A 21,519-nucleotide genomic window follows, 5' to 3' on the forward strand; every position below is an offset into this window, starting at 1 on the left:
AGAGAAATTTAAGTCAACTCTAATAAGAAAAAATAATGGATACAAAAGCCTTTACCAGAGCACTAAAAAAATCTGAAAATTATAACCGTCAAGGATTTGGTCATGCTCAAGAAGTAGCCACTCTAATGCAGTCTGCTTACAAAAGTAACCTAATCCAACAAATTCGAGAAAATAATTATACCCTACAAAGAGGGGAAGTTACCATTAAACTCGCAAAAACTTTTGGCTTTTGTTGGGGTGTAGAAAGGTCTGTAGCAATGGCTTATGAAACCCGTCAACATTTCCCTAACCAACAAATTTGGATTAGTTACGAATTAATTCATAATCCTTCTGTGAATCAGGATATGAAGGACATGGAAATTAAGTTTATTCCTGTAATTGATGGTCAAAAAGATTTCTCTGTAGCCGGGAATAACGATGTAGTAATTTTACCTGCTTTTGGTGCAAGTGTTCAGGAAATGCAAATCCTAAAGGATAAAAATTGCCAAATAGTTGATACTACTTGCCCTTGGGTTTCTAAAGTGTGGAATAGTATAGAAAAACATAAAAAGAAAAAATTTACCTCTATTATTCATGGTAAATATAGTCACGCAGAAACTATTGCTACTAGCTCTTTTGCTGATAAATATTTGATAGTTCTAAATATGACACAGGCCCAATATGTCTGTAATTATATTCTCAATGGTGGCAACCGTGATGAATTTTTAGCTAAGTTTAAGCAGGCTTATTCTGAAGGTTTTGACCCTGATTTGGATTTAGAACAAGTTGGTATTGCGAATCAAACAACTATGTTGAAAACTGAAACAGAAGAAATAGGAAAGTTGTTTGAACGAACAATGATGAAAAAGTATAGACCAGATCAATTAAACGCACATTATCAAAACTTTAATACTATTTGTGATGCTACTCAAGAGCGACAAGATGCAATAGCAGGCTTATTTAATGAAAAGTTAGATTTAATGGTAGTCATAGGAGGTTTTAATTCTTCTAATACGACTCATTTACAAGAAATGGCTATAGAAAATGGCATTCCTTCCTATCATATTGATGGTGCTCAAAGGATTTTATCTAGGAATAAAATTGAACATAAACCTTTAGGAAGAGAAGTGAAAATATCGGAGGGTTGGTTGCCTGAAGGTCCGGTAGTTGTAGGTCTCACTTCTGGTGCTTCAACGCCGGATCAAGCTGTTGAAGATACTATTAATAAAATTGTGGCAATGAAATTGGTTGTTATGAATTAAAAGCGTTTCCGAATTGAGCTATGAATTTCTCAACAAATGAGGATTTATTAACTTCCATATTTCTAGCATAGAAGCATTTTAGTGCCATACTTAAGGCAAATATTTGTGGTTTATAATTTGATCCTCATTCCTAAATTTGCCTTTGATGAATAAGGGATGAAACTAGAGCAAACAGGGAAATGCCAAAATTTAAAGTAGTACATTATTCACTTGTTTAGGTATAAAAGTCTACCTAATAGTTGAGGTTAGTGACAGGCATGAATTGTTGCGACAGTCGTAGCGATAGCCACTTCTCTCCCTACAGCTAATAGACCTCTCTTAAAATGCCCATTTAGGAACTGCGGAGTCAGGGTTTAAAAACATTTTATGTTGATATCTAATGATTAGATAGGTCAACAACAACTGCAAGAGTAAGAACTTCGTCATTATTAAGCAGAATTTGACATCCTCCTCGGCTATTAGGCACAGGAAAACAACCGAGTCACAGCCAGGAAGTTTCAGAAGCTACAGCTACTTTGGCTGTATTCTTACCCTTGGCGACCCGTCCATTTTTCATATTGTAAAAGCCTCAAAATAACATACTTTTTAAAAAAAATCAAATAAAAAGTTGCCCACTTATGGGGGAGGCTTTAAATCCAAATTTTCAGTAATTATAACGATGATAATTTTCTGCTACTTCTAAAAGACCATCTATAAGCCACCAGTTAATACCACCAGATACAACCCCTCCTAATATTAGAACCCATGAAGTTTCAGCCTTTGCAAATAATTTAGCAACTAGCTTTGTTATTGCGAATGAAGTCACGAGAATAAATAACTTGGCCTCTATGGGTAACTCCTGTAAATCTAGAACATTTGATACTCTAATTCTCATTCCTCATGTAGCGACAACTATCACATTGGCAAGGTAACAGTGATTCTTTCAAATAAGGATGCCATATGATTTCTCAAGTATCGGTACAGCTCCGTCGTGAACACCGGGAAAGTTATAGAAATTTCAAATCTAAATATTTTACAAAAACAGGACTTACTAAAAGGTAATATGTATATACTTATATAGTATATATAACTGGAGAGTACTACTACTTATATAGTATACATAACTGGAGAGTACAAAGTTCTCCTAAAAAACTACTCGGTTTAAAGGCTGAGAGGATTATAGAAATTTGCTTACAGAATTTATAATTATTTTGTTTTGAGGAAGTTTCTAAGCTTGAGATAGCTGTAAGCAAAAGCTCGTAATAGTTATTCCCAGAACTTCCCACTATCTAGTATATAACTATAGTTCAAAAACTATGTAACTTATGGTCTCTGCGTAAGTCCTCAAAAAAATCATGGGAAATTATGATCATAAGAGTTTATTTTCTTGTATGACTCCATCTTCAAGATAAGCCACTCTATCAGCATAACTAACTATCCTAGAATCATGAGTTACCATTAGCACAGTACAACCACCTTCTTTGGCTAGCCGGCGTAGTAACTCTATAACTTTATGGCCACTATGAGAATCTAAAGCTGCTGTTGGTTCATCGGCCATAATAATTCTAGGGTTTCCAGATAGGGCACGAGCGATAGCTACCCTTTGTTTTTGGCCACCGGATAAATCCCGTGGATGTAGTTGAGCTTGAGGAGCCAAACCTACCTGTTCCAAAAGCACTTGAGCTTCATGTTTTGCTGCCTTACCTTTGATACCCTTCATATTCAGAGCTACTTCTATATTTTCTGCTGCTGTTAATGCTGGAAATAAGTTAAATCCCTGAAAGATAAAGCCGATGTTTTGGAGTCTAAACTTGGCCAATTGATGCCTAGACATTTTGGTAATTTCTTGTCCCAAGAGACACACTCTGCCAGATGTTGGTGTTAATAATCCTGCTAAGATTGATAGTAAAGTAGTTTTACCAGAACCAGATGGCCCCATCAATAATTGCACATCACCCTTTTGTACTGTCAAGTCAATATTCTTGAGTACCTGGTAGGACTGCTGTCCTGTTTGGTAGGTCATTGTTACCACACAAGAGGAAATTGCAGCTATTCTTAAGCCAACAATATCTCTAGGGTTACAAAGATATAGGTTTTTAGTTTTAGTGGCAGCAGCCATGTACATATTGAAAGTAGTCATAGGTGCGACTTTTGGTAAGGTAGAGTGTTTGGGGAACATGAGGAATATACCTCTAATAGATAGTTCGCGCGCGTAGGATATTTCTATTATTTTTCTTTGAGTTGCCTATAGCCTTTAGTTTAATCTTCCTAAATTGAATCTCTCTGTTAAAAATGAATTTAATATGAGGGGTTAATTTAAGTTGAATGGCCTTTAATATCAAGAGAAACTGAGGCAATTTATTTATATTGTATTTTAGCTTACTAAGTTTTAAGGTAATTAAGAACACTTAAAACTTAGATTAAAATTACTAGAATTTGTCTAAGAATCTACTCAGAAATGATTTAGGATAAATTCTAAGTTGTGTTTGACTTACTTAACACATTTTTTTTGAGTTATTTATGTTTGATTTTTAGAATTTTACTGGTTTCACCTCCATCAACATAATAGACATTAAGAAAAGATAAATTTTTCCTGTTTTGGAGTTACAACCAAGTACTTTTATTAATTTTGAAATTAAAATATTTATATTTTTTAACCGTTAATTAATAGAATGAACTTGGCAAATTTAAAATTTTAGTTATTAACACTATTAATAAGTCTACTCTATTATTTAAATTATTTCAATTAGTTGAGTCATAATACTTAGGCTAAGTCTAGTCCCTAGAAAAATCGTTTGTAGGTATTGTCCTCGTAAATTAATAAAGAGTTTCTTGATTGGGTATAAAAACAACTAATTATTAGTGTATCTATATAACTAAGATAGCATAGTACAATGTTCTGGTTAACAATAAATTATCGTATAAAAAATAGCAGATATTAATCTCTGATAGTGCTTAAATTGTATATACATTTTTGGGAAAAATAAAGAATGTATGGTGATCCTATTTCAGTGATAATATTTCGGTGGTAGTTAGGTAGGGAAGTTGTCGGAGATACGGCAAATAAAAAATTATAACTTAAAAGGTTTCCCGTTTAAATTAACTATTATAAAAATTTTTATAACTTTTTTTTGTCAATTTACTTTCTGCTAAACTGTTGTAATTAGTCGATAATATCCAGATATCTCAATATTTTTATGATAGTAACGTTTTTATTAGAAATTGGTACAGAAGAATTACCGGCAAATTTTGTCTATGAAGCCATACAACAGTGGCAAGAACTTATCCCGATGACCCTCAAAGAAGCATTCCTGACAAATGATTCAGTTAATGTGTACGCTACACCTAGGCGTTTAGCAGTGGTAATTGACGCTTTGCCAACTAAACAACCAGACCGAGAAGAAGAAATTAAAGGACCTCCGGCTAAGGCGGCTTTTAAAGATGGTAAACCTACTAAAGCGGCAGAAGGATTTAGTAAAAAACAAGGAGTACAACTTAATGATCTACAAATATGTACTACAGAAAAAGGTGATTTTGTTTTCGTAAATAAAAAAATTCAGGGTAAACCAACAGCAGCAATTCTGACAGAATTAATACCAAAATGGATCGATAAACTAGAAGGTAAAAGATTTATGCGTTGGGCAGATGGAGAACTTAAATTTCCCCGCCCTATTAGATGGTTAGTAGCATTGTTAGATGATGAAATCTTGCCGATAAATTTAGATAATGGTTCGCAGAAAATTACAAGCGATCGCTTCTCTTATGGTCATAGAGTTTTGCATCCTAAATTAATAGAAATTTCTCAAGCAAAAAATTATGTGGAAGTATTGAAAAAAGCCTACATTGAAGTAGACTATAAACAAAGAAAAAGCAAAATTGAACAACAAATAAAAACTGCAGCTGAAGAAATTAAAGGAAAAGCAGAAATTTCGGAAGAATTATTAGCAGAAGTCACAAATTTAGTAGAATGGCCAACAGTAGTAATTGGAAAGTTTGATGAAGAATTTTTAATTTTACCTGGGGAAGTAACAACAACAGTAATGGAGACACATCAACGTTACTTTCCTGTTTTCAAATCTACAAAAACTTTTAAAGACATGGAGTTGTTGCCATATTTTATTACCATTTCTAATGGCGACCCAGAAAAATCAGAAATTATTGCTATAGGGAACGAAAGAGTAATTAAAGCGAGATTAGCAGACGGACAATTTTTCTATAAAACAGATTTAGCTAAACCATTAGAAAGCTATTTGCCTGAATTAGAAACAGTTACATTCCAAGCCAAATTAGGCTCAATGAGAGAAAAAGTTAAACGTATTGTTAGTATAGCTAAGTTAATTGCTGGACAGTTACAAATAACTCAAGAAGAATCCAAAAATATAGAAAGAGCAGCTCTTCTTTGCAAAGCTGACTTAGTAACTCAAATGGTTTATGAATTTCCTGAATTACAAGGAGTAATGGGAGAAAAATATGCTCGCGCTGCTGGAGAAACTGAAGCAGTGGCAACTGCAATTTTTGAACATTATTTACCTAGAGGTGCCGGGGATATTTTACCCAAAACTATTAGTGGTCAAGTTATAAGTTTGGCAGATAGACTTGATACTTTGGTAAGTATTTTTGGATTAGGAATGTTACCTACAGGTTCCGCGGATCCTTTTGCTTTACGTCGGGCTGCAAATGGGGTGGTTAATATTAGTTGGTCAGCTAATTTGCCATTAAATTTACATCAGTTATTAGAAGAAATTGCTACAAATTTTTTCAAAACTTATTCCCAAACAAACTCAGATTTATTAGCACAGTTATCTAACTTTTTATTGCAGCGAATTAAAACTATTTTACTGGAGGAAAAAAATATTGATTATGATTTAGTAAATGCGGTTTTAGGCGATAACGATGCTGAATATAAAGAAAGAGGATTAAAAGATTTATTAGATGTGCGTAATCGGGCAATTTTCTTACAAAATATTCGGCAAAATGGTATGCTTGGTAAAATATATGAAACTATTAACCGTTCAACTCGCTTAGCTGCTCAAGGTGAGTTGGATAAAATACAACTTAAGCCTTTAAAAGTTATAGATTCAAAACTGTTTAAAAGTGAATCAGAATTAGCTTTTTATAATGCTTTGGTTGAGTTAGTTCCTCAAACAGAAATATCTCAAAAAACCAGAAATTATCAACAATTAGTCGATGCCTTATTGAAAATAGCTCCTACAGTTAGTAATTTCTTTGATGGGCCTGACAGTGTATTGGTAATAGACCCTGACCCGAAAATTAAAAAAAATCGCTTGAATTTATTAGGTTTACTCCGCAACAATGCTAGAGTGTTGGCAGACTTTGGCCAAATAGTGAAAAATTAAGGTAGAAGCTATAGCTGAAGTCAGAGGTTAAATTCTTGCTGTAAATGTATTTTAAGAATTTGAAAATATCCGCGCTAATAATGGCGAGTCTTATAATATTGAAATTTGTTCCTAAGAAGCTTTCCTAGTAATTTGTCTAGTTGATTTTGAAAGAGCTTCCCCAGTTTCCAGAATAAATTGTTATTTTTAATAATAGATATCTAGAGTTAGTACATCTATTGTCCAATAGAATAAGGTTTGTTGCAGGTCAACACAGAAGTACAGGAAGTAAAGAAGTAGGTCAGCGCAGATAAATGGCTTGGTCACTAAGTCCAGTATAGTAAGAATAGTCCCCTAATTCTTTGGTCTAGGTATGCGCCCACTTATCCGATCCATACAGGAGCTTGAGCCACCGAACTTCTGGTACTTCTCGTACTGGGCAAAATTTGGCTAAAGTATAATTTGTATGAATGCTTTAAGAATTAATCAGCAAGCCCTATCTCGGAAAGAACCGAATTGAAAGGTTGGCCTGAGTAAATTCTGGAAGTATTAACTCAGTAAGGTGCTCTAAATAGCTAATATAGTAGTTAAAGTATAGGGTAGAACATTCCTAAATGTTGAAACTCACCTAAAAGGTTGCTTCTAGTTTAATAGGGTTAAGATAAGACGAAAATTTATAAGGTATCGAAGCATTAGAGTAACTCTTAAAATAGACAGAACTGCAAAAAAAAATACTTAAGTGAACCGTATTGACTTCGTGCTTTCTGACTTCTGAGTCCTGTTATAAATACTGCTCCGGCTATCCTTAAAAATTCAAAATAATAAGGCCTGGAAATTTGTTCTTCTTAGAAAATTCACTATGTCAAAAGCTCATATTATTGGTTTCGGAAAATCAGGTGTAGCTGCTGCGCGACTACTGAAAAAAAATGGTTGGGAAGTTGAATTGAGCGATCGCAATACTTCCGACTCCTTGCAGCAAAAAGAAAAGCAGTTAACTCAAGAGGGTATTACTGTTAAGTTAAATTATTCATTTGAACCAGAAACCTCTCTAGATTTAGTCATTGTTAGTCCTGGTGTTCCCTGGGACCTACCTGCATTGCAACGGTCTAGAGAAACTGGAATTGAAACAATAGGGGAAATGGAGTTAGCGTGGCGATATCTCAAGTCTTCCTCCTGGGTGGGTATTACCGGTACTAATGGCAAAACTACTACTACTGCTTTAACTGCTGCGATTTTTCAGACGGCCGGATTGTATGCCCCTGCTTGTGGTAATATAGGATATGCTGCTTGTGAATTGGCCTTACAGGACACTCTACCGGATTGGGTAATTGCAGAAATAAGTAGTTATCAAATTGAGTCTTCCAATACTCTAAGTCCACAAATTGCTGTATGGACTACTTTTACTGCGGACCATCTTAGTCGCCACTACAATTTGGAAAATTATTTTAATATTAAAGCTGATTTATTAAATCGCTCTCAAATACAAATTCTCAATGGTGATGACTACTACCTTCATGAAAATGCAGCACATCTTTATCATAATTCTTACTGGACAAGTATTCAGGGAAAAGCTAATTTAGTGGCAGATGTGACTAGAGGAATTTATCTTGAAGATGGATGGGTAGTAGCTTTGCAGGAAAAAATAATTCCTGTGGAGTTGTTGCAAATGTTGGGAAGTCATAATCAGCAGAATTTATTGATGGCAGTGGCAGTGGCGAAGTTTGCAGGGATAGAAAATGAGGCGATCGCCGAGGCGGTGAAAAATTTTCCTGGTGTCCCCCACCGTCTAGAATATATTTGCAGATGGAATGGAGTAGATTTTATTAATGATAGTAAAGCTACAAATTATGATGCTGCAGCAATGGGTTTAAAAGCTTTAGTAGCACCTATATTATTGATTGCTGGTGGTGAAGCTAAAGAGGGTAATGATAATGATTGGTTGCGACAAATTAAGGAAAAAGTTGTTTTTGTTTTGTTAATTGGTAGTGCTGCTGAGTTTTTAGCTAAGAGATTACAAAAGATTAATTTTCTGAATTATGAAATAGTAGAAAATATGGAACGTGCAGTAATTAGAGGTGCAGCATTGTCAAAAAAATATGATGCTAAGACTGTGTTATTATCTCCCGCTTGTGCTAGTTTTGACCAGTATCAAAATTTTGAAGAAAGAGGAGAAGTTTTTCGCCAGTTATCTTTAGGATTAAACCATAAGAAAAAAAATGACATAAGGTTTGGTTCAAGCAGAATTTAAACAAATAGTAAGTATTGAGGAAAAATCTATAGCATCTGCAACCCATAAAAAATTTTTTTCCAATGTTATCATTTTTGTGGGGATATTAAACAATTTGACAACCACGAATGGTTAAAATAAATTGGTTTACAAGAAATAAATTTGGTAGTAGGATGTTCTCCGTGTTAGGGTTTTTCAGTAGCAGGAAAAAAAAATCTATATGACCTAAGAAATAATTTATTTGGAGAGTTTTTGAGAGTAGTTTCTGAAGTTTGTCTTTGGTATGTTGTTATGGAAAATGTGCCAGGAATTATTACTATGAGAAAAGGTGCTGTGAAAAATGATATTTATCAAGAATTTTTCGATATTGGTTATTCTGATTTATCTGTAGAAATTTTAGAATCTGCTGCCTATGGAGTAACACAAATTCGTCCTATAAATTTTTTTATTGCCAATTAATTTGGTAAGGTTAATTCTTACCCAAAACCTCAACTATTACCTCACCAATATAAACCAATAGAATCAGCAATTTCTGAACTTCTAGAATTAACTCCTATTCCAAAAATTAATCATCAGTGGAGTCGACATTCACAGGAATATATGGAAAGACTTGCTTAAGTAACTCCTGGTGGTTATTTATATAAAACTTATGCTGATGGTTTACTTAGCTTCACCCGAAGCGGAATTAATGGAAACAGTGTAACTTTCGATAGTCCGAATTTCTTCTTTCAACTACCCAACTTCATCTGAAGTAGAATTAATGAAAACCTTAATATCCATCAGAAAAGGAAGCTCCAACAAAGAATGCTACTCAGCTTCGTCTGAAGCGGAATTAATGGAAATACTGGAAAAGTCAAATATATTATTAGTGGTGATATAGCAAATCCAACAACTAGAGCGAACTAATGGTATAATCCTATAACAGAAGTGTCTCGGAGATTAACGACAGAATAAATTTTTCAAGGTTTGGAGGCAAACTGAAGCCACAGTTAGGTTGGTGGTTAGTTATGTCAATGGGATTTTCGTTCATAGCTGCAAGAGTAACACAACAACACAAAAATCTAGTTTAGCGATCGCTCCCATCGTTGGTATTACTTGATCACTTTCCCCACACTTTCTTGATGTATTAACCCAAATCTGATGTTTTCATGATATTTTTCTAACAAGTAGAGATCATATTTTTAGCATTAGAGTTCTTCAAAAAATATACTCGTCAAATCAATTTTTATTCATAAATTATCAATTACTTCTCACTATTACAGCGATACCTCCAAACCTTCTAACCTTCTGATGTTTTTTTTATAATCCTTCTATTTCTGAATCTTCAATAACTTGCAAACCTCTAGGGTCTCCCACTCTTAACAAAGATGATTTAGCATCTTCGCGTACACCCATATCCTCATCTTCCTCTAATGCTTCTATCAAAGCATCAATTGCACCAGCATAAACAATATTAGAAGGTAATTCGCGACATAACTGACCAATAGCCCATGCACAATTACTCCGCACTACAATCATTGAGTCTCGTCGTAAACCTTCAATTAACGGTGGTATTGCTCCTACTACCACCTCATAACTTACTTTAGCCATTTGCCCTAAAGAACTAGCAGCCCATAAACGTACTGCCGGAATATCTGTTCTCAAGGCATCGACCAAAGGTTCCAGGGATCGTTGATCGCGACAATTCCCCAAGGCCCAGACAATACCTTTACGAACATAGCCATTAAAGTCCAAATTTAATTGTGCAATTAGGGGTTCCACAGCATCTGGACTAGGGTTTCGGCCCAAAGCATAAGCAGCACTTACCCGTATTAATGGACAATCATCCTTTAATAACTGAATTAACGGGGAAATAGCTCGTTGATCCTGAAGTTCACAGAAAACCCGAGTAGCCATCATCCGTTGGGAAGATTCTGAGGATGTCAGCAATGGTAAAACTTCCTCTGGATCTGGCTTCAGGACTTCTTCTTCTCCAATATAGTCCAGAGGACTTTCTGCTATTGACTCAATATTTGTTAAGTTAAGGTCTTTATTATGCATAAAAGTAATTTTAGCAAAAAATTCGGTTTAAAGCCTTATCCATAAGTGATAAACTTTTTAGTTTTTTTTATACATATGTTATGATATTATTGACTGCTCTTTGGTGAGTAGTTCAAGACAAAAAACAGACAATGAAGATAAGTATAGCCTACTCCTCCAACCCTCTTGTGGAAGTTTTTTGAAAGTGAGTGAACAGTCTATAGAGCCTAGAGCCAGGAACTTTCACCCGTAAAACTTTAAATCGTCCTTGAGCTTCACCTCGGTAAGTATTTCTCTCTATTTTCCTGCCTCACAGCTGGGGAGAATGTTAAAGCAGTTCTTATTAGTAGTAAGTGGGGACATTCTTCCTACTCTCTCTTTTAGTCCGTGCTGCGAATTGAATATCTGTGAGTCCTCTATCTGACCTCTCGAATTCTGGCTGCTGAGTTCATCTATACCCCGTTAGTTCCACCACATTAATTACCAAATATGCTGTATGACTTTTTGAGTCTTAAGTTTCTGTCGCCAATTCTTGAACTTAGGTGGAATTCTTGAAATACAAATATATCCAACTACTAGATCCTAACTAATTCCCATCTCTGTTGAATTCACAGTTCTGAGTTCTTAGTTCTCAGTTTTATCCTTACTCAGAAGGTTTACTCAACAAACTCTACAGCGCATTTAAGATAAATAAACCACAATAATACAATCTACTATTGACATTATCTTCGGTAAAGTGAAGCGATCGCTTCACTAATAATTAGACTTTGAGCTGCTGAAGTTCGGGCGTTGCCAAAATTTTGTGGTGCACCGTGTACTAAAAATCTAGTAATTAATGTTTGGGGTAACTCTTGAGTTGCTCAAATGGGTATGACAAGTCTGTATTAACTTTGGACATATTGTTTATGATCATTAGTGATAGCTGTATCTACAACAATACCCAAATAAGTATTTAACGTTCTATGGAAACTAGTATACTGGTAACAAAATGCCTACTGTTTTTCCTGGTTAAGATAACAGTCGGCACCGAGACAGAATATATATAGTAATTTCTATTTGAGTTGGGTAAAAAAACTAGCTACTTTTAGGAAAAAGGCAAGAGGTAATAGATAAGAAAGTTTCCCAGACCTTTTTACTTTTAGTAAATAACCAACTCTTATTTTACATCTCAGAGTGAAAATGTCATATTATGCTTACTTTAGAACTATTTATTCAAGAACTTTTGAAATTGTTGCATAGCCACAACACCAATATTAAATACAGCCCAACCAGCAGCAGCAAGTATAGGTAATAGAACAATTAACAAGCGAAAGTCAAAATCCATTTATTTTTCTCCTCAAGACTTAAAAGTATCTTTCTTTATTGTTTAATCTATCGCAATTTGAATTTTATGTTAAGCTTTCTCATCAAAAAATTTTCATATTCTTAACTGGTGAGTAAGAGTATTCCCTAGAAAAGGAAGACCCAAGAAGAAAAAAAGAAAAAGGTTAATTATTAATACAGCAGATGTCATCAAGGATAAAACACAACCATAGTATTACAAAATTTTCACCTTACCCTAATGTATTTCCTTCAATTAACTTTTTAATTTTGACAATACTAACTAAACCCAATATCAGTTCCTTTACCAGAATGAACCAAAGCTAACTTTTCATAATGTTCAGCGTGTTTCAGTAAATTAGTAACCTCTTGCTCCGAAAGATCTCTCACCTTTTTTGCAGGTACCCCGACTACTAAACATGAAGGAGGTACATCCTTAGTTACAATAGACCCAGCTCCAATTATACTACCTGCTCCGACTCGTAAACCATTCAAAATTACAGCTCCAATACCAATTAAACAACCTTTTTCTATATGGGCCGAGTGAATCACAGCTCGATGTCCAACTGTCACATAATCTTCTAAAACAGTTACTAACCCGGGGTCTCCATGCAAAACTGCCCCATCTTGAACATTAGCATGGTTTCCAATAATAATCTTTTCCACATCCCCCCGGACTACAGTTCCGTACCAAATACTGGCTCCTTTACCTACTTCTACTTTTCCTATAACTGTAGCGTTATCTGCAACAAAAGCGGCTTTCGATAAATCTGGAGAAGGCCAAAAAAAGGGCTGGTTTGACATTACTTTATTAATATTTATCAATATTATTATAATTGTAATTTAATCATCATTAATTACCTACTTTATAATTTAAATCATTATAGGTATCCATTACATCAACTATGACATAGCTGATGTCAGGTAGGGTGATTCTTAGATTAATCACCTAAAGAAGTTAAATTCCCAGCACAGACTAAATTTAAGAGGCGCGAAAATATCTACCATGGCCCTAGTGGCTACTATAACTGATAATTAATAACTGAAATGACCCAATTTTCTATTGACCCCCTTCTCAATTATCCAATATTTGGCCCTGAAATCCAGTGCCCCCACTGTTGCCAGACCATTCCAGCCCTCACCTTAACAGATACTTATTTATGTCCTCGTCATGGAGCATTTGAGGCTGACTCAAATACTGGTAAATTAGTTCATCTTCACTCTGGCCGTAGCTGGCGTCTCTGGAATGACCAGTGGTATCGGCAACATGCCCATGCTGATGGGATTAGATTTGAAATACATGAGGCTTTAGACCAATTATATACTCAAGGATATCGGGCTACTCGTGTAATTATTGCTCAAAGATATCGAAACTTAGTTAATGCTTATTTGGAACGGAGTACCTCCTGGCGTCATGATTCCGACTCTTGTCAACCAAAACTTTATGGTTTACCTGTAGAATTTAGTCCAGACCCACAAGATGAAGCTTGTTGGGAAGTAATTAATTTTAAATTGGAGAAAGAACAAGGGGAATTAGCTAGGTATCCTTATTTTCGGTTGTTTGAATAACTTTACTTTGAGTAGCTTTAAGGTGGAGAATTAATCTGGAAATCAAGTTAAAATATTAAAATCAATGCACCATGCCTCAATTAAGACTGCTGATATTCATAAAGCGATCGCTTTCTATGAAAAATTAGGTTTTACAGTCTGTGAACGCTTTACCACAGGCTACACTTTAGCATGTTGGATGGAAGGATTAAATAGTATAATTGAACTAATTCAAGTTCCTGAACCATTAACTGTATTTGATGCTTTTGGGGATGAACATTATGTTGGATATTATCATTTATCATTTGATTTAACTGAAAATATTCCAGATTTACCTAGTTGGTTAAATGCATTAAAAGAAAAGTTTGATTCAGCAATAATAGAACAACCAAAAATGTTTCAACCATTAAAAATTCTCTTAGAACCTACTCAACAAATGATTGGAAATAATGTTTATGAGGTAACTTTTATTGCGGATAGTGATGGTTTACCTCTAGAATTTCTTAGGAAATTAAATTCCTAGGTATTTATCTATCAAAATAAAACTTGTATTCAAGTACAAAAAAGTGATTTAATATGAACAAGTTTAATTCTTCTAAATTATAGATTCAACTTAATTATCATTAGGGTTTATTTATGAAAAAGATTAAACTTTATCTATTTAATTAGACTTTAAAACTTGATAATTACTATATATTTTTGAGCTTTAAAACAAGATTTAATATAGAGATGATTAAACAAAAAATTCGTCAATGGCACAAAGTATTTGCTCCCATAGTTTTCCTACCATTATTTGTAACTGTAATTACAGGAGTAGCTTACAGACTAGGTAGAAATTGGTTTGGATTATCCAAAGACCAAGCACATATTTTAATGGTAATTCACGAAGCTGGATATCTTGGTGAAAAAATTAAACCTTTTTATGTACTATTAATTGGTATCGGCTTAATTTGGATGTTAGTAACAGGTATTATGATTAGCGGTTTATTTAGTAAAAAGAAACCAAAAAAGAAGACAAGTTTAGAAGTTAATTTAACAGATTCATAACTAATAAAAGTAAATAAAATTAACTTAAAATTATACTGTTGTATGATCTAATATAGATACCAATAATCAAGATTAACTATCTCAAAGATCCTGACTTATAATAAGTTAATAACTAGTGTCAAAAAATGAAAATTTTTAGAAATAAACTTACAAATGCTTTCATACCTAAGCCACGCCCTGTTAACAAAAAACAACAACGTCGTGGTATAGAAATTAAATCTGAAAAAGAAATAGAAATCATGCGACAATCATGTAAAATTGTCGCAACGGTACTCAAAGAAATTTCTCAAATTGTTAAACCAGGAATGACTACTGCAGACCTAGATGCTTATGCTGAAAAACGTATTCTGGAAATGGGAGCAATACCAAGTTTTAAAGGTTATCTAGGTTTTCCTAGTTCTATTTGTGCCAGTATAAATAATGAAGTTGTACATGGTATTCCTAACAAAAAAAAGGTTATTCGGACTGGTGATGTTTTAAAGGTAGATACAGGTGCTTATTATCAAGAATTTCATGGGGACTCTTGTATTACTATTGCTGTAGTTGAAGTTGCTCCAGAAGCAGCTAAATTAATTCGCGTTGCAGAGGAAGCAATGTATAAAGGTATTGAACAAGTAAAGGCAGGTGCTTATCTACTAGACATTGCAGGGGCTATTCAAGACCATGTGGAAACAAATGGTTTTTGTGTGGTTGAGGAGTTTACTGGTCATGGTGTGGGCAGAAACTTGCATGAAGAACCTGCAGTATTTAATTTTCGGACCTTAAATTTACCTAATGTTAGGCTCAGAGCAGGTATGACTTTAGCTATTGAACCTATTGTTAATGCTGGTTCAAGGTTTACAAAGATTTTATCTGATAGATGGACTGCTGTTACTCTTGATAATTCTCTTTCTGCTCAGTTTGAGCATACAGTATTAGTGACAAATACTGGTTATGAAATTTTAACTGCTCGCTCTACTCCGGATAGGTAATACAAAAACAGAAAACAGAAAACAGAAAACAGAAAACAGAAAACAGAAAACAGAAAACAGAAAACAGAAAACAGAAAACAGAAAACAGAAACCAGAAAACAGAAACCAGAAAACAAAAGCTCAGTTTTTATTATAATAGATGTCAGTATGATTTAGATATCTTTGCAGAAAGTATTAAGCTAGCTACAAGTTTTATACTACTTAGATGTTAGTAATTTTAAGTCTAAATGAACTATACCTCTTTCAGTTTAAGTATAAAAAGATAAGAGTCTATTAATGTTTATTTTATAAATCAGCTTGAATACATCTGGTTTCTTAGCAACAGAAGAATACAAAACAAGTCAATATTCTGGAATATCTTAAGCTAAACCTGGTTTTGCTTTGAAATATACAACTCATAAAAAAAAACTTTAGTCAAGTGTAGTAAACAATATATTTTGTTCATTCCATTAATGATAAAAATTAGCTAAATTAGAACTAAAAATAATGAGTAAGGATAATCTATATTGATCATATTATTTTACTTAAGATAAAAATGAACTAGAGGAAAAATTAAAAATGTCACAAGTGTCAGGAAAAATATTATTAGTAGATGATGAACCAGGGTTACGCGAAGCCGTACAAGCTTATTTAGAAGATAGTCATTTTAATGTAGATGTTGCTAGTAATGCTAATGAAGGATGGGATATACTGGAGAAAAATTTACCTGATTTAGTAATTACAGATGTTATGATGCCTCAAGTAGATGGTTATCAATTTCTGCAAAAATTACGAGAAGAACCAAGATTTAAAGCTTTACCTGTAGTGTTTTTGACTGCCAAGGGGATGACTACAGACCGCATTCAGGGTTATCAGGCGGGTTGTGATGCTTATCTTTCTAAACCTTTTGACCCAGAGGAGTTAGTAGCTATTGTCAATAATTTGTTAGAGCGTCGAGCATCAGCACAAACAGCTAATGGAGACGAAAAAACTTCGGATATTGCTGCTCTAGCAGGTCAAATTGCAGAAATAAAGGCAATGTTGATGGGAAAAAATGCAATCGCTAAAACTACTTCAGTGATCAAAATAGATTTGACTCCAAGAGAACAGAGTGTTTTAGATCTGGTGGCTAGAGGGCTAATGAATAAGGAAATTGCTAGGGATCTAAGTACCAGTGTTCGGAATGTGGAAAAGTATGTGAGTAGACTATTTACTAAAACTGGGACGAATAGTCGAACGGAGTTAGTTCGCTATGCTTTAGAGCATGGGTTGACTAATTGATATAGCACTACAGGTAAGTCAAAAGTTAAAACTAACTGCATAACTAAAATTCTTGACCTATTCTAATTATGACAGGCTTTCTGGAAGTTTGATGGGTGAGGGTAGGAGGGTTGGTCGCTATGATCGGAGCGAAGAAATAGAGGCAGAAATAAATAAGGAATTCCAGAGGATGCGTCGAAAGTGTTTTCTTTGAATACTTCTGCTTGACATAGCTCAAAATTGAGGATTTTGCTCCGTTTGTTCTACAAACTTATACCTTTTTTGCACGAAAAAAAGCTCAAGCATTTATCTGTAAATTTTTTTAGTCTTGGAAGATTAGCTGATTTTATTATCGCAACAATGAGGCTAATTATGGACATATTGTAGTAGGAATTTAAGTACCACCATTAACAGTAACTGAATGGTACGTTTTTTCTCCAAAGCTTAGGTTATCCATCTTGGTAAGAACGCCAAAATACAGTTGATAAAAGGTTCTTAGTCTATTTCAAGAAAGTTTTTGTGCTTAACTGCTCCCTAATATGATAGTGTATATACTGTTTCGTCTTCTACTAGTTACTTGTTAGTCTTGTAAAAATAGTGTCGCTATTTGTTGTAACTCTCTTTGTCTTAAAAGGGACATATCAAAAACCGTGATTGGTTTACTACTGACGGCTATTTTTCTGAGGCTAATAAAATTTGCTTTAATTTAGTCAAAATGGCATAAATTTCTATCCATTTTCTCTCTATTAATTCAGCAGAGCTAGAAGTAATTTATGGAAACTTAATCTGCTCCATACCACTTGTGAAAGATGAAATATCGGTCATACTAGATAAACTGAAAAAATTTAGTGCAATCAAATACTGTTCTTGATCAAACAAATGATACAAAGTCCATAGAGTTGCCCTTTACTCTTCAAGAGGTGAAAGCAGCTATTCCTGCCCACTGTTTTAAATCTTCCCTCTGGAGGTCTCTTAGCTACTTCTTTCTGGATATTGGCATTATCGCAGGTCTATATGGTATTGCTTACAGTTTAGATTCATGGTTCTTTTTTCCCTTCTTCTGGTTAATGCAAGGAACTATGTTTTGGGCTTTATTTGTAGTCGGGCATGACTGCGGTCATGGTTCTTTCTCAAAATACAAATGGGTTAATAATTTAGTTGGACACTTGTGTCATACTCCTATTCTCGTGCCATTCCATGGTTGGCGTATTAGTCATAGGACTCATCATGCTAATACAGGAAATATTGAAACTGATGAAAGTTGGTACCCAGTTTCTGAGAGCAAGTACAATATGATGCTCTGGTATGAAAAGCTATTTCGCTTCTATTTATTGTTATTAGCTTATCCTCTCTACTTATTTAAGCGATCGCCTAACCGCGAAGGTTCCCACTTTGTCCCCAACAGTCCTTTATTCCGTCCCCATGAAAAATCGGATGTTTTAACTAGTTCAGCACTGTGGATGTTAATGGTAGGTTTTCTCGGTTGTCTAACTTATCAATTTGGTTGGGTCTTTCTAGTAAAATATTATCTAGTTCCTTATATTATATTTGTTATCTGGCTAGATTTAGTAACTTTCCTACATCATACTGACTCAGATATTCCTTGGTATCGTGGAAAGGACTGGTATTTTCTCAAGGGCGCGTTATCAAGTATTGACCGCGACTATGGTTTCATTAACTCTATTCATCATGACATTGGTACTCATGTTGCTCATCACATATTCCTAAATATGCCTCATTATCATTTGAAGACAGCAACGGAGGCAATTAAACCTATCCTGGGTGAATATTATCACAAGTCAAGCGAACCAATATGGAAGAGTTTTATTAATTCTTACATGAATTGTCATTTTGTCTCAGATACAGGTTCTCAAATATATTATCGATCAGCTTGGAAAAAGCCTTCAGAGGAATTGAGCTGAAGATATCTTTGATATTCAACTCTGATAATTCTGATTTACTGATTAAGTCTTAAAGTATTGATACATAAGACTTTTGACTTTTTTCAAGTTAAAAAAAGTGTCTTTTTTTCAGTCTTTAAGGTTTAAAAAGTTAGTATTTTGGTCTCACTATGGTTGAGGGTGACAACGGATAAATATATCTAGCTCCCCTCTCCCAGGTATTACAGGAATGGTTAGGGATAAGTAAATTCTCTGTTCTTTTCTATGAACTTTGGATATAATTTCCCTATCCATTTCCTGGTCTATTCTTTCTCTTGAGGGTGCTTTAGAAGCAAAAGATTTATTAGTTTTTGTCTAAGCTGTTTCTATTCTTTCCCTTCAGTTTTTGGCTATCAGTTAATAGCTGCTTTCAAATTTTGACAAAACTCGCCGATCGCTTTTAAACCTTCATCGGGACTTCCCTCTGCTAACCGCTTTACTACTGCACTACCAACAATGACTGCATCGCTTCCCCACTTTTTGACCTGTAAGGCTTGTTCCGGTTGAGAAATACCAAAGCCGACGCCTATGGGTTTATCTGTAACTTCCCGCATTTGTGCTAGCAAGTCTTCTACTCTGGTCTGCATTTGAGCACGCATTCCTGTTACTCCGGTTACACTTACTAAATATATAAATCCTTGGGACTGATGAGCGATCGCCTTTATTCTCTCTTTTGGACTTGTGGGTGCTACTAATAAGGTTAGCTCTATGCCAATATCTTTTGCTGGTTCTAATAAAATATCGGCTTCTTCTAATGGCAGGTCTGGTACTACTAAACCTCTAGCTCCTACATCATAAATTTTTTTTAGGAAGTTCTCGACTCCTCTGTACAAAATTGGGTTGTAATAAGTAAATAGGATAATTGGCGATCGCAATTTCGGACTAACGGTCTGGACTACCTCTAATACTGACTCTAAAGTAGTCCCTCGGTTTAAGGAACGGGTGGCAGCGGCTTGAATTACTGGACCATCAGCTAAAGGGTCAGAATAAGGGACTCCCAACTCAATCATGTTGGCCCCACTTCTATCCAATACCTCTAGAGCTTTGGCTGTCGTTTCTAAGTCTGGGTCCCCTGCGGTAATGAAGGGAATTAGAGCACACTGACTACTATTATTGCGTAGAGATTCAAAACAATCGGAGACTGAAATCATTTTTTAATTTTCAATATTAGATAGTAAATAATTCAGAATTAGGATAGGGGAGTATTTAGGTTTGTAATATACAAAGGTTGTTTTGGTGGAATTGAACAAGGTCTGAATTTAGAGGGTCTGAAGTCAGAGTTTGTTTTTATTAGGAGGATGAGTGAGCAATATTTGGGAAAGTTTATTATTTTTGCTCTGCATTCTCATGGTTTTATATTACTGCTATTTTATGGCAGAAATAACTGAAGGTTTTTTATGTGTTCAGTTTTTTTTTGCCTCAGTAATAAATTTTTTTATAGCTTAGAATTATTTAGTTTTTTTCTCTTTTTGAGAGTACTTTTTTGGGCGGGAAGCTGGGCTATTTTTTTCCGAAAAATATGGATATAGTCATACTTAAGATAGCTAAATAGTATTTTTTTCTGGTTTTGGATATGTACGGCGCTTAAATTTAGCTTTCAGAATTTGACTTTCAAAACTTTCAAAATAATGACTGATGTTTTGAAAAAAATTAATTAAAAAGTCGCCCTTGAAGGGCGAGACTTTCAACCCAATTTTTTGGTAATTTTTCTCAGATTAAATACTGAAGTTGATTTTTATTCAGTGACTATCTAAGACTATTATTATTTTGATAGGTTATTTCTGTTTGTGAGTCTTTGTGGCCTTTTCCTGCTCAACTTCAGCTTGCAACTGGGCTAATTCTTCTGGTGTCATTTCTTCGAGACGTTTTTGCATTACCGCCTCTTCATAGTCTTTTAACTGTTGATTATAAGTCATGTCACTATTGCTGACCCGAAATAAATAGCTCAGTAGCCAACCTACTAAACCGATGACTAAAAATGCTTGTGTCCAAACACCAGCGTCCATACTATCTATGCCTACTACTTGTAGTATTAAGTAGGTCAGACCACCAACAACAAAAATACCGATACTTATTCCAATAGCATCAATTCGTCGCATTAACTTTCAATTTGTTGTTTTCTAGGGCGAAAATTTAAAAATGGGGACAAAACTAACATTCCTGGGAAGAATAGGAACATCAGGAAGTACATGAATACTCTTTCTATGGAACTAACTACATACCAACGGGTCTTTAGGTAGGCATAAACTATGGCTGGCATTACTAGAAAGTAGGCTCCGGCTAGGGCTGCATATATGATCAGGATGATTAGGTTTGTGTCTAGGTCTAAGTTCATAAATAAGATGAGGACATTACAATAGTTAATAATAATTAATTATATTAATTGTGTTAATTGTATTCTGTTTAATATATTATTATAACGAGATTGTTTTTCTGGCTAATCTCAAGATTATTTCAATTTTTTGGGAAATATACTTGCCAAAATTTTGATGTTGTGATTAAATAAAATAATGATTGCTGACAACCTCGGGCAATCCTCCCAGTATTTGGGGGTGTGGCGGAATGGTAGACGCTACGGACTTAAAATCCGTTGACCTTAACAGTCGTGTGGGTTCAAGTCCCACCACCCCCATTTGAATTTAGGCCTTTCTT

17 protein-coding genes, 1 tRNA gene and 1 pseudogene are annotated in these 21,519 nt (G+C 34.6%); 11 read left to right on the forward strand and 8 right to left on the reverse strand.

What is annotated here, in order from left to right:
* Positions 1–35: 35 nt before the first annotated feature.
* Positions 36–1,241 carry a 4-hydroxy-3-methylbut-2-enyl diphosphate reductase gene (locus TERY_RS21640; protein WP_011613788.1) on the forward strand — a complete coding sequence of 402 codons (1,206 nt, stop codon included), beginning with the start codon at positions 36–38 and terminating at the stop codon, positions 1,239–1,241.
* Between the two features lie 643 nt (positions 1,242–1,884).
* Here the strand turns inward: TERY_RS21640 and TERY_RS21645 are convergent.
* Both TERY_RS21645 and TERY_RS21650 read right to left on the reverse strand, forming a co-directional pair.
* Positions 1,885–2,115, reverse strand: coding sequence for a hypothetical protein (locus TERY_RS21645; RefSeq protein WP_044136994.1), 231 nt, complete (start codon positions 2,113–2,115; stop codon positions 1,885–1,887).
* 474 nt (positions 2,116–2,589) lie between these two features.
* Positions 2,590–3,399 carry an ABC transporter ATP-binding protein gene (locus TERY_RS21650; RefSeq protein WP_370496059.1) on the reverse strand — a complete coding sequence of 270 codons (810 nt, stop codon included), beginning with the start codon at positions 3,397–3,399 and terminating at the stop codon, positions 2,590–2,592.
* Positions 3,400–4,417: 1,018 nt separating this feature from the next.
* Here TERY_RS21650 and glyS point away from each other — a divergent pair.
* The 3 genes and pseudogenes from glyS to TERY_RS28885 all read left to right on the forward strand — a co-directional run.
* Positions 4,418–6,577, forward strand: coding sequence for a glycine--tRNA ligase subunit beta (gene glyS / locus TERY_RS21655; protein WP_011613790.1), 2,160 nt, complete (start codon positions 4,418–4,420; stop codon positions 6,575–6,577).
* An 838-nt stretch (positions 6,578–7,415) separates the two neighbouring features.
* A complete protein-coding gene (gene murD, locus TERY_RS21660) occupies positions 7,416–8,804 on the forward strand; it encodes a UDP-N-acetylmuramoyl-L-alanine--D-glutamate ligase (protein ID WP_011613791.1) in 1,389 nt (462 codons plus the stop codon).
* Positions 8,805–9,032: 228 nt separating this feature from the next.
* Positions 9,033–9,242: pseudogene (locus tag TERY_RS28885) on the forward strand (DNA cytosine methyltransferase); the annotation flags it as partial.
* 840 nt (positions 9,243–10,082) lie between these two features.
* Here the strand turns inward: TERY_RS28885 and TERY_RS21665 are convergent.
* The 3 genes from TERY_RS21665 to TERY_RS21675 form a co-directional block, all read right to left on the reverse strand.
* Positions 10,083–10,823, reverse strand: coding sequence for a HEAT repeat domain-containing protein (locus TERY_RS21665; RefSeq protein WP_011613792.1), 741 nt, complete (start codon positions 10,821–10,823; stop codon positions 10,083–10,085).
* A 1,183-nt stretch (positions 10,824–12,006) separates the two neighbouring features.
* Positions 12,007–12,126, reverse strand: coding sequence for a photosystem II protein Y (locus TERY_RS21670; protein WP_011613793.1), 120 nt, complete (start codon positions 12,124–12,126; stop codon positions 12,007–12,009).
* Positions 12,127–12,401: 275 nt separating this feature from the next.
* Positions 12,402–12,926: a gamma carbonic anhydrase family protein gene (locus tag TERY_RS21675; RefSeq protein WP_011613794.1), complete on the reverse strand. Its 525-nt coding sequence runs from the start codon at positions 12,924–12,926 to the stop codon at positions 12,402–12,404.
* 243 nt (positions 12,927–13,169) lie between these two features.
* Between TERY_RS21675 and TERY_RS21680 the strand changes: the two genes are divergently transcribed.
* The 6 genes from TERY_RS21680 to TERY_RS21705 all read left to right on the forward strand — a co-directional run bounded on the left by TERY_RS21680 (position 13,170) and on the right by TERY_RS21705 (position 18,849).
* Complete coding sequence (locus TERY_RS21680) at positions 13,170–13,691, forward strand: TIGR02652 family protein (RefSeq protein WP_011613795.1); 522 nt, start codon at positions 13,170–13,172, stop codon at positions 13,689–13,691.
* Positions 13,692–13,755: 64 nt separating this feature from the next.
* Complete coding sequence (locus TERY_RS21685) at positions 13,756–14,193, forward strand: VOC family protein (protein WP_011613796.1); 438 nt, start codon at positions 13,756–13,758, stop codon at positions 14,191–14,193.
* Between the two features lie 206 nt (positions 14,194–14,399).
* Positions 14,400–14,717 carry a hypothetical protein gene (locus tag TERY_RS21690; protein WP_011613797.1) on the forward strand — a complete coding sequence of 106 codons (318 nt, stop codon included), beginning with the start codon at positions 14,400–14,402 and terminating at the stop codon, positions 14,715–14,717.
* A 125-nt stretch (positions 14,718–14,842) separates the two neighbouring features.
* Positions 14,843–15,688 (forward strand): type I methionyl aminopeptidase, encoded by an 846-nt coding sequence (map, locus tag TERY_RS21695; RefSeq protein WP_011613798.1) that lies wholly within the window; start codon positions 14,843–14,845, stop codon positions 15,686–15,688.
* Between the two features lie 558 nt (positions 15,689–16,246).
* The gene (locus TERY_RS21700; RefSeq protein ID WP_011613799.1) at positions 16,247–16,948 is read left to right on the forward strand and encodes a response regulator; all 702 of its coding nucleotides are present in this window, start codon (positions 16,247–16,249) and stop codon (positions 16,946–16,948) included.
* Positions 16,949–17,775: 827 nt separating this feature from the next.
* Positions 17,776–18,849: a DUF3474 domain-containing protein gene (locus TERY_RS21705; protein WP_011613800.1), complete on the forward strand. Its 1,074-nt coding sequence runs from the start codon at positions 17,776–17,778 to the stop codon at positions 18,847–18,849.
* A 371-nt stretch (positions 18,850–19,220) separates the two neighbouring features.
* On the opposite strand, the gene trpA is transcribed toward TERY_RS21705, so the two are convergent.
* The 3 genes from trpA to ndhL all read right to left on the reverse strand — a co-directional run bounded on the left by trpA (position 19,221) and on the right by ndhL (position 21,202).
* Complete coding sequence (gene trpA / locus TERY_RS21710) at positions 19,221–20,018, reverse strand: tryptophan synthase subunit alpha (RefSeq protein WP_011613801.1); 798 nt, start codon at positions 20,016–20,018, stop codon at positions 19,221–19,223.
* 624 nt (positions 20,019–20,642) lie between these two features.
* Positions 20,643–20,966, reverse strand: coding sequence for a DUF3007 family protein (locus tag TERY_RS21715; RefSeq protein WP_011613802.1), 324 nt, complete (start codon positions 20,964–20,966; stop codon positions 20,643–20,645).
* Complete coding sequence (gene ndhL, locus TERY_RS28900) at positions 20,966–21,202, reverse strand: NAD(P)H-quinone oxidoreductase subunit L (protein WP_011613803.1); 237 nt, start codon at positions 21,200–21,202, stop codon at positions 20,966–20,968. Before ndhL ends, TERY_RS21715 begins: the two co-directional genes overlap by 1 nt.
* 213 nt (positions 21,203–21,415) lie before the next feature.
* Between ndhL and TERY_RS21720 the strand changes: the two genes are divergently transcribed.
* Positions 21,416–21,499, forward strand: a tRNA-Leu gene (locus tag TERY_RS21720).
* Positions 21,500–21,519 lie beyond the last annotated feature (20 nt).

Source organism: Trichodesmium erythraeum IMS101, assembly GCF_000014265.1.
In the GTDB taxonomy this organism is placed as follows: Bacteria; Cyanobacteriota; Cyanobacteriia; order Cyanobacteriales; family Microcoleaceae; genus Trichodesmium; species Trichodesmium erythraeum.